Source organism: Pseudomonas putida (assembly GCF_004357765.1).
Lineage (GTDB): Bacteria > Pseudomonadota > Gammaproteobacteria > Pseudomonadales > Pseudomonadaceae > Aquipseudomonas > Aquipseudomonas putida_U.
Genome location: NZ_SMTE01000001.1, coordinates 165276 through 180582, shown reverse-complemented (window position 1 = coordinate 180582; position 15307 = coordinate 165276). Strand labels below are relative to the sequence as shown.

15 protein-coding genes and 3 pseudogenes are annotated in these 15307 nt (G+C 57.2%); 6 read left to right on the top strand and 12 right to left on the bottom strand.

Annotation, left to right across the window (positions count from 1 at the left end):
- Nucleotides 1-49 precede the first annotated feature (49 nt).
- From E2H86_RS00865 to E2H86_RS00850, 4 genes are all read right to left on the bottom strand, one after another.
- A complete protein-coding gene (locus E2H86_RS00865) occupies nucleotides 50-364 on the bottom strand; it encodes a Zn-ribbon domain-containing OB-fold protein (protein ID WP_027915662.1) in 315 nt (104 codons plus the stop codon).
- Complete coding sequence (locus E2H86_RS00860; protein WP_027915661.1) at nucleotides 352-1533, bottom strand: thiolase family protein; 1182 nt, start codon at nucleotides 1531-1533, stop codon at nucleotides 352-354. The genes E2H86_RS00865 and E2H86_RS00860 overlap by 13 nt, the downstream gene beginning before the upstream one ends.
- On the bottom strand, nucleotides 1530-2894 hold the full coding sequence (locus tag E2H86_RS00855; protein ID WP_025754668.1) for an MFS transporter: 1365 nt from the start codon (nucleotides 2892-2894) through the stop codon (nucleotides 1530-1532). The genes E2H86_RS00860 and E2H86_RS00855 overlap by 4 nt, the downstream gene beginning before the upstream one ends.
- A gap of 90 nt (nucleotides 2895-2984) precedes the next feature.
- Nucleotides 2985-4598 (bottom strand): ATP-dependent acyl-CoA ligase, encoded by a 1614-nt coding sequence (locus E2H86_RS00850; RefSeq protein WP_133323986.1) that lies wholly within the window; start codon nucleotides 4596-4598, stop codon nucleotides 2985-2987.
- Nucleotides 4599-4712: 114 nt separating this feature from the next.
- Here E2H86_RS00850 and E2H86_RS00845 point away from each other — a divergent pair, with 114 nt between their 5' ends.
- Nucleotides 4713-5618, top strand: a complete 906-nt coding sequence (locus E2H86_RS00845; protein WP_133323985.1) for a LysR family transcriptional regulator — start codon at nucleotides 4713-4715, stop codon at nucleotides 5616-5618.
- A gap of 468 nt (nucleotides 5619-6086) precedes the next feature.
- Here the strand turns inward: E2H86_RS00845 and E2H86_RS00840 are convergent, their stop codons facing one another.
- On the bottom strand, nucleotides 6087-6995 hold the full coding sequence (locus tag E2H86_RS00840) for a LysR family transcriptional regulator (protein ID WP_133323984.1): 909 nt from the start codon (nucleotides 6993-6995) through the stop codon (nucleotides 6087-6089).
- 140 nt (nucleotides 6996-7135) lie between these two features.
- Between E2H86_RS00840 and E2H86_RS00835 the strand changes: the two genes are divergently transcribed.
- Nucleotides 7136-8536: an amidohydrolase family protein gene (locus tag E2H86_RS00835; protein WP_133323983.1), complete on the top strand. Its 1401-nt coding sequence runs from the start codon at nucleotides 7136-7138 to the stop codon at nucleotides 8534-8536.
- Nucleotides 8537-8547: 11 nt separating this feature from the next.
- A complete protein-coding gene (locus E2H86_RS00830; RefSeq protein ID WP_027915656.1) occupies nucleotides 8548-9021 on the top strand; it encodes a DMT family transporter in 474 nt (157 codons plus the stop codon).
- Between the two features lie 366 nt (nucleotides 9022-9387).
- On the opposite strand, the pseudogene E2H86_RS26145 reads toward E2H86_RS00830, so the two are convergent.
- A pseudogene (locus E2H86_RS26145) lies at nucleotides 9388-9727 on the bottom strand (IS5/IS1182 family transposase); the annotation flags it as partial.
- Between the two features lie 14 nt (nucleotides 9728-9741).
- Between E2H86_RS26145 and E2H86_RS25900 the strand changes: the two are divergent.
- Nucleotides 9742-9891, top strand: coding sequence for a hypothetical protein (locus E2H86_RS25900; protein ID WP_155738207.1), 150 nt, complete (start codon nucleotides 9742-9744; stop codon nucleotides 9889-9891).
- Between the two features lie 152 nt (nucleotides 9892-10043).
- Here the strand turns inward: E2H86_RS25900 and E2H86_RS26140 are convergent.
- From E2H86_RS26140 to E2H86_RS00805, 4 genes and pseudogenes are all read right to left on the bottom strand, one after another.
- Nucleotides 10044-10386: pseudogene (locus tag E2H86_RS26140) on the bottom strand (hypothetical protein).
- Nucleotides 10387-10613: 227 nt separating this feature from the next.
- The gene (locus tag E2H86_RS00815; protein WP_133323982.1) at nucleotides 10614-11114 is read right to left on the bottom strand and encodes a YciE/YciF ferroxidase family protein; all 501 of its coding nucleotides are present in this window, start codon (nucleotides 11112-11114) and stop codon (nucleotides 10614-10616) included.
- 30 nt (nucleotides 11115-11144) lie between these two features.
- Nucleotides 11145-11375: a hypothetical protein gene (locus E2H86_RS00810; RefSeq protein ID WP_033695117.1), complete on the bottom strand. Its 231-nt coding sequence runs from the start codon at nucleotides 11373-11375 to the stop codon at nucleotides 11145-11147.
- 16 nt (nucleotides 11376-11391) lie between these two features.
- Nucleotides 11392-12342: a manganese catalase family protein gene (locus E2H86_RS00805; protein ID WP_243744013.1), complete on the bottom strand. Its 951-nt coding sequence runs from the start codon at nucleotides 12340-12342 to the stop codon at nucleotides 11392-11394.
- Here E2H86_RS00805 and E2H86_RS26500 point away from each other — a divergent pair.
- Nucleotides 12253-12582 carry a sensor histidine kinase gene (locus E2H86_RS26500; RefSeq protein ID WP_081255333.1) on the top strand — a complete coding sequence of 110 codons (330 nt, stop codon included), beginning with the start codon at nucleotides 12253-12255 and terminating at the stop codon, nucleotides 12580-12582. The two genes, E2H86_RS00805 and E2H86_RS26500, sit on opposite strands and share 90 nt — an antisense overlap.
- Here the strand turns inward: E2H86_RS26500 and E2H86_RS00795 are convergent.
- A pseudogene (locus E2H86_RS00795) lies at nucleotides 12560-13014 on the bottom strand (DNA methylase). The gene E2H86_RS26500 and the pseudogene E2H86_RS00795 overlap by 23 nt on opposite strands.
- Nucleotides 13011-13235, bottom strand: coding sequence for a DUF2188 domain-containing protein (locus E2H86_RS00790; RefSeq protein ID WP_133323981.1), 225 nt, complete (start codon nucleotides 13233-13235; stop codon nucleotides 13011-13013). Before E2H86_RS00790 ends, E2H86_RS00795 begins: the two are co-directional and overlap by 4 nt.
- Before the next feature lie 1493 nt (nucleotides 13236-14728).
- Here E2H86_RS00790 and E2H86_RS00785 point away from each other — a divergent pair.
- Entirely contained in the window at nucleotides 14729-14995 is a 267-nt protein-coding gene (locus tag E2H86_RS00785; RefSeq protein WP_133323980.1) for an antitoxin Xre/MbcA/ParS toxin-binding domain-containing protein, read from the top strand.
- Nucleotides 14996-15307 lie beyond the last annotated feature (312 nt).

Sequence of the window (15307 nt, the reverse complement as noted above, 5' to 3'; positions counted from 1 at the left end):
GCCGACGACGCACGCTTCGGCGATCGAGGTCGGCTCGAACAGTTGTTGATTACAAGTCGCGGTCGGCCGGGTGGGCTACGATTCGCCGATATTCATCTATGGCGAGCTCTACCAAGGTGCCTGGAGGCAAAGGCTCTGCAGTCTGGGCAATTACCACTGGCCCATCGCTCAGCTCGACACTAGCCAGGTGCAGGAGCTCTGCGGTAGCGATCCCGATCCGCGCGCGCACCACGGTAGCCTGAGCAATCCGGGCGGCCCCGGCAGAGACTTCCTGCCACTGCGCCTCACCGCAGCGCGGGCAGCTGTAACGCGGCGGGAAACTGGCCTGGCCGCAACCGACACATTGCTGGATCATGAACGCCATGCCACACCCCCTTGCCACCGTTCGAGCACCACCGCGTTGGCGCACATGCCGTAGCGATACTGGACCATGCCATAGCCGGTCACCACCGCCAGGCGCGCATTGCTGACCTGGCGTTGACCGGCGTCGCCAAGCAGCTGGGTAATAGCTTCGACCAACCCATGCATACCCCCCGCCGCGCCCGCCTGGCCGGCCGAGAGCTGCCCGCCCGAGGTATTCACCGGCAGTTCGAAACGGCCTATCCGCCGCAGCGCTCGCCGGTAATCGTCGTCGGGGACGAAGCCCAGGTCGGCGAGCTGGATCAGGGCCATGACCGGATAGTCGTCATACACGCACGCCAGGTCCATGGCATCAGGCCCGGTATTGGCGCGGTCCCACAGCGTGTCGGCAATCTTTGCCAGCGGCGTCTGCAGGCCATCGCCAGCCTGGTGGTCATCGTTGTGCAGCGCCTTTACTGCACGCACCGCCACGTTGACCGTGTTGCGGGCGAGGTCGGCGCGGGTCAGCAGGATGGCGTTGGCGCCATTGACTACCGGTACGCAGTCAAACCGGCACAGCGGGTCGGCCACCATGGGCGCCTCAAGGTACTGCTCGATGGTCAGCGGCTCGCGGTAGACCGCCAGCGGGTTGCGCTGCGCCCAGGCTCGCTGGGCAATGCACAGCTCTGCATAGTCTTCGCGGCCAAGGCCGGTGCGTTGCGCATGACGCTGGGTGAGCATCGCGAACACCCCATTGGGCCCGCCGTGCTGAAGCGGCTTGAGGTACTCCTCGGTGGTCCGGTTGTAATGGTCGACCAGAGTCTTGAAATCCTCCGGGGTGAACGTATCACCGGCCACCAATACGATCACGTTGGCATCACCGTGCTGGATGGCACGCACGGCATGCTGCAGCATATTGATCGCGCTAGCCCCGCCATTGCGGTCATCCATGCACCAGGTCAGGGTCAGCCCGAGGCGCCACGCCAGATCGATGGCGTTGTCCGGCCGGTGGGTGAAGGATGCCACGCCCAGGCCGTCGACCTCATGCGCTGCCACGCCTGCCTGGCGCAGCAATTGCTGCACCGCCCTGCCGAGCAGTTGCGACGTCGACTCACCCGTGCCGCGCCGGTTGTAAGGTACTTCCAGGGCCCCGGCGATCAGCGCCACGGCGTCATTGCTTGCTGACCGGTTCATGACCGCCCTCCTTTGGCCCGCACGCGGGTCTCCTTGGTGAAACAAAGAGAGATGACTGTGATCAGCCCCAGCGCCATCATCATCAGAGAAACTGGCCAACTAGCCTGGTAATGCGCCAGCAAGGCGGTAGCGATCATCGGCGTCAGGCCACCGGAGAATACCGAGGCGACTTCGTGCCCGAGAGCCATTCCGGAATAGCGGACCTCAGTGCTGAACAGTTCGCCCATAAGACTAGGCTGCGTACCGATCATGGCCCCGTGGCAGATGGCATTGCCAATGAGGAAGGCGAGCCAGATCCAGGCAGGCTCTCGGGTCTCGAGTAACCAGAAGAATGGGAATGCCATTAGCACCATCCCTAAGGCACCCACCATATATACCGGCTTGCGACCTATGCGGTCCGACAAACGCCCCCAGAACAGCATGGCCACCAACTCCACGCACGTGGAGAACGTGACTCCCGCCAGCATCACACTATTGGGCACGCCAAGAAACTTGCCGTAGACAAGAGCGAACGCCAGCATGATGTAGGAGCCGCCGTTTTCAGCCACTCGCAACCCCATGGCCATCAGCACTTCCCGCGGATATCTGCGCAACACATCCAGCACGGGCATATGCGCCGTCTTGCCCGTTGCCTCAGCTCGCTGGAAATCCTGACTCTCTGGCAATGTCCGGCGAATGTAGACGCCCAGGACGAATATGACGATCGAGATAAGGAACGGAATGCGCCAACCCCAGCTGTGGAAATCCCGCTCCGGCAACAACTGGACTAGATAGAACACCGCTGCGGACAAGACGAACCCACCGCCCACTCCGATCTGACTAATCGAAGCGTAGAAGCCGCGGCGCTCAGGTGGCGCCGACTCGCTGATCATCAGCACGCCACCGCCCCACTCGCCTCCTGCTGCGATGCCCTGCAAGATACGTAACAGCAGTAGCAACGCGGGCGCCCACATGCCCGCTTGAGCGTAGGTGGGCAACAATCCGATCAAGAAAGTTGCCCCGCCCATGATAGAGAGCGTCCATACCAAGGCTTTTTTGCGACCGTACTTGTCCCCGATATGGCCGAATATCACCCCACCGAAAGGCCGCGCGAGAAAACCCAATGCAAACCCGGCCAGTGCCGCGATCGTACCCACCAGTGGATCGGTGCCCTTGGGGAAAAACAATTCCCCGAATATGAGCGCCGCCGCTGTGCTGTAGAGAAAGAAGTCGTACCACTCCAACGCCGTGCCAGTGACAGAAGCCAAGACGATCTTGCGAAAGGTCTTACTGTCGATCGGTACTCGGTTATCAACTGCAGCGGAAACATGACTGTGCTCCGACTGGTTATCTGATAGTTCAAGCGAATGCGTGCCCGTCATGGCCGTCTCCGTCAATGACTGAATATTTATGAACGCTATTTTTATTGTTGTTGCATCTTTTGTTATTGCACGGCAGTCAAAGCTAAATGATTAGGCGCGTTTAAGCCTGTAGCCGGAGCACTCTAGGTCCCATGTACTGGCGGTAACGCCGAGTTCTCTCAATTTATATTTCTGAACTTTGCCGTTTTCGGTTTTCGGCAACTCGATAACAAAATCTAAGTAACGCGGCACGGCGAAATACGCCAACCGTGACTCACAATATTGCGTCAGCTCCAATGGATCGAGCTTAGTCCCCTCCTTGATGACGATAGATGCCATGACTTCATCTTCCGCCAGTTCGGATTTCACCGCATATACCGCCACGAGCTCCACCGCGGGGTGGCTCGACAGAACCTGCTCCACCTCAAAAGACGAGATGTTCTCTCCACGGCGACGGATTGTGTCCTTCAAGCGGTCAACAAAGCGGAAATAGCCGTCGCTATCGCGCACAACCCGGTCGCCGGTGTGATACCACAGGTTGCGCCAGGCTTCGACAGTCTTTTCCGGCATACCAAAGTAGCCGCAGGCGAAAGCGAAGGGCTGCTCAGCGCGCAACACAAGCTCTCCTGGTTCGCCATCCGCTACCGGCTGATCCTGGCTGTCTACCACCCGGGCACTGAAGCCTTTGGCCAATCGGCCCATAAAACCAGGCCGCTGATTCTCCAGAGTCCCTCCAATCACGGCATTGGTTTCGGTAGCCCCATAACCATCGATGAGGCCTATGCCTGTGCGTTGAATAAAAGGGGCGTGGAACTGTTCAGGGACGCCTGGGGCTAGCGCGACACGCACGTTATGCGCGCGCTCGAGCTCATTGTGCGGACGGCTGAGAAGGATAGGCACCATGGCTCCCAGCAGATACGTCACTGTGGCCCCGGTTTCCGCAAGCGCCTGGTAGAAGCCGCTAGCGGAAAAACGTTTGTCTACCACCAGCTGTGCGTCGTGCAGCAAGGCCTGGAAAAAGGCGTTCAATGCATTGGTATGGAACAACGGCAGGCATGTATACAGCACATCCCCGGGGCGCACCTGTAGGTCGCCACCGGTATTCAGCCCCCACCAAAAGAATTGGGCGTGCGGGCAGATCACGCCCTTGGACAACCCGGAAGTCCCGGAGGTGTAAAGGATAACCAGCGGGTCGCCATCCTCGAGCACTGCAGGTGGGGCCATGGACGCACTGCGAGGGGGCATCGACCGCACCCTCAACCGCTCCTGCCAAACCGCGTTGACATCGCCTTGCGGCGAAAGGACCCACAGGGCTTCGACAGCAAGCGCAGAGTAATCAAGTGCCGCGAGCACATCCAGATTGACCTCTTCACTGACCAACAAGCGCGCCCCACTATTAGCCAGCACATGATTCAACTGCATGCCCCGACAGGCGGTATTAATAGGCACCGCAACCGCGCCCAGCCAACCACATGCCAACAGCACTTCAAGGAACTCGGCGCGGTTGGCGCACATCAATCCAACCCGATCTCCACGCTTTATCCCATATTCCGCGAGTGTTGTGGCACGCCGTCCTATCACGTCGACAAGTTGCGCAGCAGTCCAAGTGCAGCTTCGGTCGGAAAAAAGCGCCGTTTCAGGGCTGCGTTCAATACGTTTCAACAGCAGCACCGGAAGTGTTAATGCCCCGCCAACTGCTTGTTGTTTGCAAAAACCTGTGTCCATCACTCAAAGCCTCAGATTGTTGTATCGCCTCGCTGTTGTTCCGAAGTCTATGAACCTGTACCCTATAAGTCAAATTCATGGCAATTATACAATTGATAAACGGTATTTATACGAATGCGCAACTTGAATGATGTCGATCTAAATCTGCTTAGGGTTTTTCAGGCCATAATGGAGGAACGCAGCTTGACACTCGCGGCTGGACGCCTGGCGATCACACAACCTGCTGTAAGTTACGCCTTGGGTCGACTTCGCAAGCTTTTTGATGATGCGCTATTCGTACGCACGCCGGAAGGCATGATGCCGACCCAGACCGCCGAGCGGATCGCCCTACCGATCGGACGGGCACTCACGGCAATACGCGATGCTCTGAATGAAACCGAACCCTTCGATCCTGGTACTAGCGACCGGGAGTTCCGTTTGTGTATGTCAGACATCGGCGAACAGGTGTTCCTGCCGTCGCTTTGTGAACGGCTTCAAACGCTTGCGCCGGCCATTAAGCTCTCATCAGAGCTGGTACCCGTCGCCATGGTGGTCGAGCGGATGCGTATGGGGCAACTGGACTTCGCAATTGGTAACCTGCCCACACTGAAAACAACCACCCGGTACCAATCCCTGTTCCGAGAGCAATACGCCTGCATGACTCGCAAGCGTGACGGACTTCCGGCCGGGAAAATCAGCGTGGAGGATTTTCTTGCCCTCTCCCATGTCAGTGTCACCTCCACTGACAGCAGCCACTTAGCCATCGAGGACACTCTGGCCTCACGTGGCCTGAATCGACACATCGCTTTGAGGGTACCCCACTTTACAGTTGTGCCGCAGATACTCAGGCATACAGGGTGGATGGTCACCCTACCTGAAGGCGTCGCACATGCGCTGAATCATTCGAATGATTTCGTGATTTACCCGCTGCCAGTGGAGATGCCGGGGGTCGAGTCTACCGTTCATTGGCATGGTGCCTACGACGCTGATGCCGGCAATCAATGGTTCAGGGCATTTATATTTGAAACCTTGCGCAGATAAGGCTATTGCAGATCAGGGGTAGTCACGGGGGCAAGTCATAAAGTCGCTAGCAGCATACGTCGGCGGGTATTGCTGGCCGGGCTGCGATACCCGCAGTCTGCGCAGCACGGCAAGGGTATACGCGCCCGCATGGCCCGGTCATAGAATGAGCCGCTTCCGAGCCGAAATGGACGGGCAAAATTACCTAACTCCTCATTAGGATCATTTACGCGCCAGGCTACGCCATGTTGAGGGCCTCCTCCCTGCGCTTCGGCTCGGGCGCCAGCATAATGCTCGGCCTGACGTTCATCGGTTTGCGTGCAAATGAAGCTGACGACACGGCTCACTTTCAGGAGCAGCGGAATGCGTCGTTTTTTTAATTGCAGCCATGGTCCACTACTGCTGCGCCAAGCCAGGCGCACCATTCAACCATCCCATAAACGCCAATAGTGATTGGCATTTTAGTCCGGAGTAGCTTTCATCTCCTGATCAGCCAGCAGGCGAACCGCCGTCGTGAACTAGCCCAGCGATCCAGTCAGCGAACGCCTGCACAGCTGGTGATAGAAAGCGCTGATGTGGATATAACAAGTGTACAGGAACCCGGTCAGGCTGCCAGTCAGCAAGCACTTCGACCAGCCGCCCCCATCGTAGATGTTCGGAAACAACATTCTCGGCGAGTTGCACGAGCCCAAAGCCTTCAAGGCACATTTTGATGTAGAGCCCAGTCTCGTTGACGGCTGCTGTGCCCTTGACCGGTACTGAGATTTTCTCGTCGCCCCGGGCGAAGCGCATCTCACCTGCTTGCCTTGCACGGCCCGAGAAGTAATGGATGGCCCGGTGACGAGACAAATCTCGCGGAGTCTGCGGAGTACCGTTCTCTTCGAGATAGGCAGCAGATGCACAGGTCACCCAGCGAAAACGGCCTAGTGGTCGCGCAACGAGCGTTGAGTCATCAAGCTCGCCTGTACGAATGACGCAGTCGACTCCCTCCTGAAGCAGGTCAACCTGCCGATCGTTGACGCCTATCATCAGGTAAATATCCGGGTAGCGCCGGTAAAAGTCTTGCAGGTTTGGAATGACGATGAAGTGGGCAATGCCGCCCGGCATATCGACGCGCAAACGTCCCTGCGGGCGTTTCACGGAATCCGTCAGGCTGGTCTCCGTGCGTTCGATCAGTCCCAATATTTCCCTGCATTGCCCCAGATATTGGGCGCCTTCAGGCGTCAGGCTAACCCGCCGCGTTGTTCTGTTCAGCAGGCGCACCTGCAGGTACTTCTCAAGGTTTTTAACGCTGCTGGTCACCGTTGAGGCCGGTAGAGAGAGCGTCTGCGCCGCCTGGCTAAAGCTTCCTGCCTCAGCCACACGGACGAAAACCTGCATTGCTTGAATACGGTCCATGACGGGTAACAGCCTTGGAGCAATGAAAGGAGGCATTATTATTCGCATAAATTGAATAATAAAAACAGTTCTACCATCTTTTTCCCGCAGTATCGCATTGCGTACATTGCTTCCAACGAAATTCGAAGAGGGGTACTGAAATGGGTGAATACAACCGCAGCATAGTGCAGGCTCCAGCCGCTCCGGCCGGACGCACACTTATCCGCGGCGCAACTGTGCTGAGCATGGACGGCGACATCGGCAATCTGGCGCGTGGCGATATCCTCATAGAAGGCAGCACCATCTCGGCCATCGATGAAAATCTCGAAGCCGGCGACGCTGTTGTGATTGAGGCATCCGGCATGATCGCCATGCCGGGCATGGTCGATACCCACCGTCACTCCTGGGAGGGGCAACTACGGCGAATTAATCCGAACGCCGCAACCCTGGAGGATTACTGCAACGCCACCCACTTTTCGTTCGCCAAATATTACCGTCCGGCGGACATGTATATCGGCAACCTGCTGAGTGCATTGGGCTGTATCGATGCTGGTATCACGACCCTTGTCGACAACTCGCATAACAGCCGCACCGGTGCGCACTCCGATGCCGCAGTAGAGGCGCTGCTCGATGCAGGCATACGCGCCGTACATGCTTCGGGAGCGCCGGTGGCGGGTGAGTGGGACAAAGCCCACTGGCCGGGCAACCTCGAGCGTCTGCAGGACAAATACATCAAGAACGGTGACAACCCGCTGCTCTCACTGGCAGTGATGGCGCAGCTGGAACCTGAGCTGTGGGCTGAGGCCAGGCGCCTGGGATTACCGATCATCACCGAGTTTTTTGGTGGGGACATGGCAGCTGAATTGGAAGGTTTGCATCGCGAGGGGCTGCTGCGCTCTGACAACATCTTCAACCACTGCACCGCGCTGCCGGACGCCGGGTGGAAGATCCTTCGCGAGGCTGGCGTGCGGGTCAACGTATGCCCGCGTTCAGATGCCCACTACGGCATTGAAGACGGAATGTTCGCCATGCAGGCGGCTCAGCGTCATGGCATCAGCCCTGGGCTGAGCGTTGATAACGAAACGTCCTACAGCGGCGACATGTTCATGGAGATGCGGGTAGCGTTTTATCTGCAGCGCGTCCTGGGCATGCATCAGCAGCGCTGCTGCAGCGAAGACCATCATCCGGTGGTGACCCTGCCCGCCCATGTTCTGCTCAAAGCCGCGACTGTCGACGGCGCCACCTGCGCTGGCTTGCATGACAAAATCGGCAGCCTGGTTCCCGGCAAACAGGCTGACATGATCCTTATCAACGCGCAGGACATCAACCTTTATCCGTCAGGTAATGCCTTCGGCACCGTGGTACATGCGGCAGAGCGCAGCAATGTCGACACTGTCATGATCAGCGGGCGTATCGTCAAGCAGGGCGGCAAGGTTCTGGGTGTGAATAGCGAAAAGCTGCGCGCGGCGATCGACGAGTCCCGTGAGCATCTGTTTGCTGCTGCTGGCTATCAGCCGGATATGTTTGCCGAGGCATTCTTGCCGCTTGAGTCAGCCAAGTAAGGAGGCGTTAAATGAATGCAGCCTACTACCTACTGGCTATCTGCGCGGGGCTTGGTATCACCCTGCAGACCACGCTGAATGGCCAACTCGCTAAAGGTGTGGGTGGAGATTCCGTAGCGGCGGCACTGTTTTCTTTTACTGCCGGTGCGCTATGCCTGGGCATCTTTTCGTTGATGCGTGGCGGGATAGTGGCTTCAATCGCGGCTATCCCTGCCCAGCCTTTGTGGAGCCTTCTAGGTGGTCTGCTAGGTGCCGGCGCGTTGCTCAGCTACGTCGTACTCGCGCCAAAAATAGGCCTTTCAGCGCTGCTTGGCCTCGCCATCGCCGGGCAGATCATTTCGTCCCTAGTTATCGATCACTTGGGACTGCTCGGGGCAGTCGAGAGGCCGGTATCTGGTTTCAAGTTGGCCGGGGTAATCGTGATGCTCGGAGGCTTGGCAATCGCCCTGTTTGGTGACCGGTGGTCAGGGCTTGTATCCAGCTGACTCCCGTGGTTAACCCCTCTCGCTTCAAAGCCACTGATACCGATGGAGTGCAGCTTGAAGCCGAAGCGGTTGCCGCAGGAGAACTGACAGAAGAGCGATTACGAGGGTTAACTGAGTACGGGAAGCTCGGTAGAGGACTCAGTGTGATCATTTCTGGCTGCTGGCAGCCCTTAACGACTGACCGCTATCGATCCAGGCTGTGGAAAAACGCAGGAATCGCATCGATAACTGAGAACCGAGCAGATTACCTGCGGAATCATCAGGCGAGAGCGTAAATACACTCACCCAGAAAAATAGACATTTTTAGTGCTACACGGGCCGCGCCAGCGGCCCATGTAGCTGTTTACGGGCCAGCAAACGGCGGGGTTACGCCCTGATCGCCTCAAGTAGCTCTGCGATGCCGAAAATGCTCACCATGCGTTTGTGGAGGCGAGCACGTGAAGGCTCATTTCGGTGCTTAACCTCGGCAGGGTTTTGGTCACGAACTGGTTGCTTCCCTTCCAGAATCTGTTCGTTCCAAAGGTGTGCTCCACCAGGCGAACCTTCATCATCTCCGGATCTTGCTCCAATCGGATTTGCCCCTCTCGCCTACTGCTTCATGCTCGCAGCGCTTGAGTCGCCGCTCTTTATCGGTCTTACACTGCTTCTGCATGGAGCAACTCCGGCATCCTGAAAACCAGTATGCAGTAACAGGCGGTCCTCCATCGAGGAACAGGCGCGATGAGTGCCTGTCGTAATGCCGCGTCGTGGCTACTCAGCACTAAAGTCGAAAAGCTGAAACAGCAAATGCAAAAACTCAAGGGCATCGAGGCGCAGCTTCGAGCCAGTCCCGATCAGCAAATCTCGCTTGCCGGCGGAACCACTCAATGACCTCTGGTTGAAGAATCGGAGTTACCCATTCCGGAGGGGAGTCCTGCGTCAATCCACCAATCGCCATGAGCCGTAGGACCTCAGGGTCTAGCCTCAGTTGCTCGGCTGCGGAAAACACTGGCAGCAGCGCTTGCTGAACTTGAATTTCTGACTCACTGGATACGGACATAGTCTTCCACTCTCTCCTTAGACCGATCCGACACGTCAGCCGTTTGAGAAAGTGAAGATGAAGCCTCGCGCGCCCTCTGGAGCGCCATATCTACGCCCCAGGAAAGAGCCGTTGTCATCGACTGGCCCGGTCGTGAATCGAAACATTGTTCATCAAGAACCAGGCCGCTTGGCGCGTACACGCCGATGAACAGTTGAGTTCCTCCAGCTCGAGAGAGCCTGCTTTGCACGTCAATGGTTGTACCATCGGCGAGGGATTCATCATGGATCTGGTGGTGGAGCGTGGGGTCAGCCCATGCCCAAAAAAGCCTTACCGCGAATGCGCATGTCGTTCTCTTACGACGCTAGGTCTATGCTGAAGGATTTATCCACCATGGGCGCATCACCTCCGAATAGCGACCGATTTCCACCGCGCCGATGAGATACCGGACCGGCGGGTCAAAATGCTCCACAAGAATTTTTTTTTGTATAAGAAGACGCGCGTTGCGAGAAAGAAATCGCGGAAATGACAAATTCCTAGAAGGCCCAGCACGTCCTTGGCTGGGCCCGACCCGTTACTTCTCGAGGGTGGCGGCCTGGTTGCCGCCTTCTTCGGCAATCGCTGACAGTTTCTCGTCTACAGCTTTTTCTTCTGCAAGCGTGTCGGCCAACAGCGAGGCCGCCTCTTCCATACCGAGGTGCTTGGCCATCGCAATTAGGGTGCCGTAGTTGGCGATCTCATAATGCTCAACCTTCTGGCATGCCCCGATGAGCGCCGCATCGAGCACCGCCCCCTTCTCGATTTCATCTATCAGCTCTTTGCTCTCCTCAACCAAACCCTCCATGGCTACGCACTTCATCCGCTTGAGTTTCAATCCAGCGGACTCTACCAACTGGTCAATGCGCTCTATCTGCCCCTGGGTTTCCGCTAGGTGTGAAGTGAACGCATCCGCCAGCAGCGGATTGGTAGATGCCCTAGCCAGACGCGGCAATGCTTTGGTGATCTGCTTCTCAGCGCTGTACACATCCGAAAGCTCATGGATGAACAGGTCTTCAACTGTTTTGCGAGCAACCATCGTCATTCTCCTTGGGTTTGAAAATCGATTTCACTGCAGGGTGTGGCTGACCAAGCTCTCGTGTGAGGACTCAATGGGAAGCTTTGGGGGCAGATCGTTGGGCAGCAGGGAGCCAACGCCGAACATGCTTATGGCCATCTTTACTCGCATCGCTCGGCAAGCCAGGCGCGAGTCGGCCTCGAACTCTGCTACCGCCGCGCTCATCAAATGCTCAAAGCCGATGCCGACCTGAGCCTTATCCCTCCTTTTCAAAGTGCTCATTGCGGCCTCCCGAAATTCAGTCATCTTTACCGTTGACCAAGCCTGAACCAAGATCCGCGCCGGTGACCGGGTTGCTGGCTGGATCGGACCTCGTCCCCAGCTTCATGGTTTCCAATACCGCCAGATCAGGAGCGGCCAGTTCTACCGAAGCGGTGCCATCTCCGCCATCAACGGCAGCCGATGGATTCTCGACGTACTCCCACTCCTCGCCTTCATTCCAAGGGCCGCGCACATTCGGCTCACCCGACATGTTGAAATATTTGTTGGTGAACTCCGGCATGCCAGGGAGCTTGCCCTGAGGGAAGTTAGGCTGGATGGCGTGCAGTGCTTTTTCGAAAGAAAGCTGGTGTGCGATTTCTCGCGTCATCAAGAAACCCAGCGCCTCTTTCACGCCTGGGTCGTCCGTCACGTTCATCAGGCGCTCGTACACGATCTTCGCCCGCGCTTCGGCAGCGATGTTGGAGCGAAAATCAGCTGTCGGTTCACCGATGGTGTCCACATAGGCCGCACTCCAGGGCACCCCTGCCGAGTTGGTAAGCGGAGCGCCGGCGCCGTAGAGGATGCTGGTAATGTGGGAATCGTTACCGGCGCCATTGATTGCTCGGTACAGCTCTCCCTCCTCTTCGACCCCCTCAGCAAGTCGGCCCTTGGCGCCCTTGTTAAGCATCACGATGATCGAGCCTACAATCTCCAGGTGGCTCAGCTCTTCAGTGGCGATGTCCATCAGCAGGTCTTTGCGGGTCCGGTTGTCAAAAGTCCCACCGAGCTGAATTTGATCTGCCGGACGACAATCAAGGAACTGAGTTCTGGGGAGCCAAACGCGACGGTTATATTCAATGATACCGATCCGGTCGTGGGTGGTTTTGATCCAGAGCGAATGGCTCAGGTATTTACCAACCTGATTGGTAATGCAGTCAGGCATGGTGACCTGCAGCAGCCAATCCAGGTCGCCCTCAAAGGCAGCCACAACACAATGACCTTCGGAGTCAGAAACGCCGGAGAGCCCATCTCTCCAGCCGCTATGCCATCCTTGTTTGATCCTGATCGTCGATACTCTGGTTATACCGAGACGGGTAGCAAAGCTTCTCAAGGCCTGGGGTTAGGCCTTTTCATCGCAGCTGAAATCGTCGCCAGTCATGGAGGGAAAATCGACGTGTCATCCTCTAAAGAGAGCGGCACCTGCTTCAGCGTGACGATCCCGCTGTAGAGCGGTGCTCAAGGAGGGCTGCTGCTTCACGCATAAAAATCTCGAGAGTTTTAGGGCCAACCCCTTCGAAGCTCAAAAGCCAGGCCTGGAAGGCAAAGGTGTCCAACTCGTTCTTTTTCAGCGAGATCAACTGAACATCGAGTTCGCTAGCGGCCCGAACACTCAAAGCATGAAGCCGCTTCGCCGTGGACTCGTCGTATCGCGCGTAACCTGCCTGGCCTAGGAGTCTTACGAGATCCCGATGGGAACAGCGGGCCAACTTCTCCGGCGTATCCAGGCCATGCCGATCAACCAAGTTCGGTACTCCTCCACGGCGAAGGAGGAACGAATCCTCTTCCCGATCAGGAAGCTCGCGAGCAGCCACTTGTACAGCCCATGCCCGGTCGGATCGCTGACATTGATACCCAGGCCTGCAGCGGTAACTGGTATCACCCCTTCGAACGCCTCTGGCCAGCCGAACGTGGGTAGGTACGCTCTTCTTCGATGGTGCCGTCAGCTTTATGAATTTTCACCGAAGCTGTTTTGCCATCAAAGAAGTCAGCCAGCGAACCAACCAACCCCGGCTTCGTAGCGGCGCGCTTGGCGGCTCGTTCCGCACCGGTTTTCTTCAGCTCCCAGCCATCAGCGGTTAGGCTCAGGTGGTAGTTGTCCATTGCCTTTCTCCTCATGCGTAAATGACTTGACCGTCGTCCTGAATGTCTTCGTCGGCGGCCGCTGCGTCCGTTGCATCGGCGCCTCTCACGCCCAACGCTCCCAAGGCAATGTCGGCGCTGTGAACGCGCGGCGATCATCCACAAATTAGGGACGTCACGGGCAGAATGATCAGGAACTCCGAAAATGGGTTGATCTTCGGCTACGCGATAGGCGACCGGGTTAACGCGTTGTATCGCCCTGAAGCACCCGCTACGACCGCGATCATCAATGACCGAGGCGCGCTGTGGGGCGCGAGCCTTTGCCGGCCCTTGCCTCTGATAGCGGACTTTGTGGGAGCGAGTTAACCCGCCAACATCGGCAAAGCCGGTGACATCCACCGCGTCGTCTGCTTAGCGGGAAAACCCGCTCCCCACAGAGTGCCCGTCGCACCTGGTAAAGCCGTTATCGCTCAGCGGTCGCAAAGGGGCGATTGCTGCTCTTCACGATCATGGATATCGTCATGCCTACCTCTTCGCTATATTAGGTCTGATAAGCACAGGTTATCCGCATCTATTGCAGCGTTTAGCGATGAAATTGACAGAACCAGCACCGATGCCCTCGTCCCAGCCGATGCAGCTTTGCGGTGAAGTCAGTTTCAACCAGCCAACCGGCCTGCTGGCTCAAAATCGCGGTCTTTGACCAATGCATGATCGAGAAAACGGCTGGCTTGTCGGTCCGCTTCGCTGGCGTTGCGCGCGCTTCCGCCCGGAAGCGAGCAGCCATCATTGGCTTTGGTTCGCGTTTAGGTTTTCCATGCGACCTTGCGGATCTGAATGAACAGATGTTATTGCTGTCGAGCCACAGCGAGAAAACTACTTGTCCATACCAGTTGGAAGACGGACCAGCTCTCCACCCACCTCCGACAGGAACCCATACGCGCTGCCAAGCCAGGATGAAACGTACTGCAGGAATGCATTTTGCAAGTTTTTTTCGATACGGCGAATGTGAATGACTTGCTGAAGCACCACTTCGATGGCTCAGCTGCTATCTACAACTGACTGTTAGCACGCTTCATCGGACGCGCCGTGCTGGCCCTACCTACACCAGGCTGTATGCCGCAGCGGCCGCTATCGTCGCCGCGATAAGTGCAATTTCAACTCGGAAGAGGCGATGCAGGACTGTGCGCCGCCGATGGAGCTTGAAGTCAGACCACCAACCCACGAATCTGGTGCGGTCCCCGTGTTGAAGCCAGCGATGTTCAGCCCGGTCCCTACACTGCAGGCGTGGCGGGTGCGCTCTATGGACGCCATTCAGACGGGGCTTTCAGGGGCGGGTCTAGCGGCATGACCGACTGGCCTTAGGCGACACTCCCCCGCAACTCGATAAACTCAGGGTATTTTGACATAGCAGTCCGAAGTCGCTGCGCTTACCTACAAGATCGGTGGCGTGCAACCCCCGCCTGACGTCATAGTGTCATCAGAGTCTCTCGACATTAGCCTTTGGAACACTTGTCATGAACAGTATCACGATCCACGGAATTAGCGAGCAGCCCTCAATCAGCTGCTGGACCTCTGCTCATGGGGCTTTTTTAACAAGGAAGGGGCAAATTTTTCGAAAAGCAATGGAGGTGCTCGGCAAAGGAGAACTGGCGCAGCGTTGGATGATCAGCCCTGCGCTTGGTCTTGGCAACCACACCCCATGCACCTTGCTTTGGAGTCATGAAAGCTATATGGAGGTATGGGCCTTCCTCTACCGTCTTGAGTACGACGTTTACACGTGAGCATCAGAATGCTGCTGATCGGGCTACGGGCTAGCCCGGGTTTTGGTATGCATCTCTCTGGTAGTGATACTCCTGTGGTGAAAGGCGACCAGCCGGGCCGAATAACAAGTGGGTAACACACGCTTCCAAGAACGCAATCGCCTCGGCTTGAGCGTACTGCGCATAAAAGCTGCGGTACGCGAGCGGGAGCGTACCGCGGCTCTGTAGGCAAAGCTTGACCATCTGAGCCAAAACGTAACCGCGTATATCGTATCGTGCGTCCACCTTTCTGAGCACAGTGTTGTAGCAGGAGTGGAAAACGACTGCTTTCGA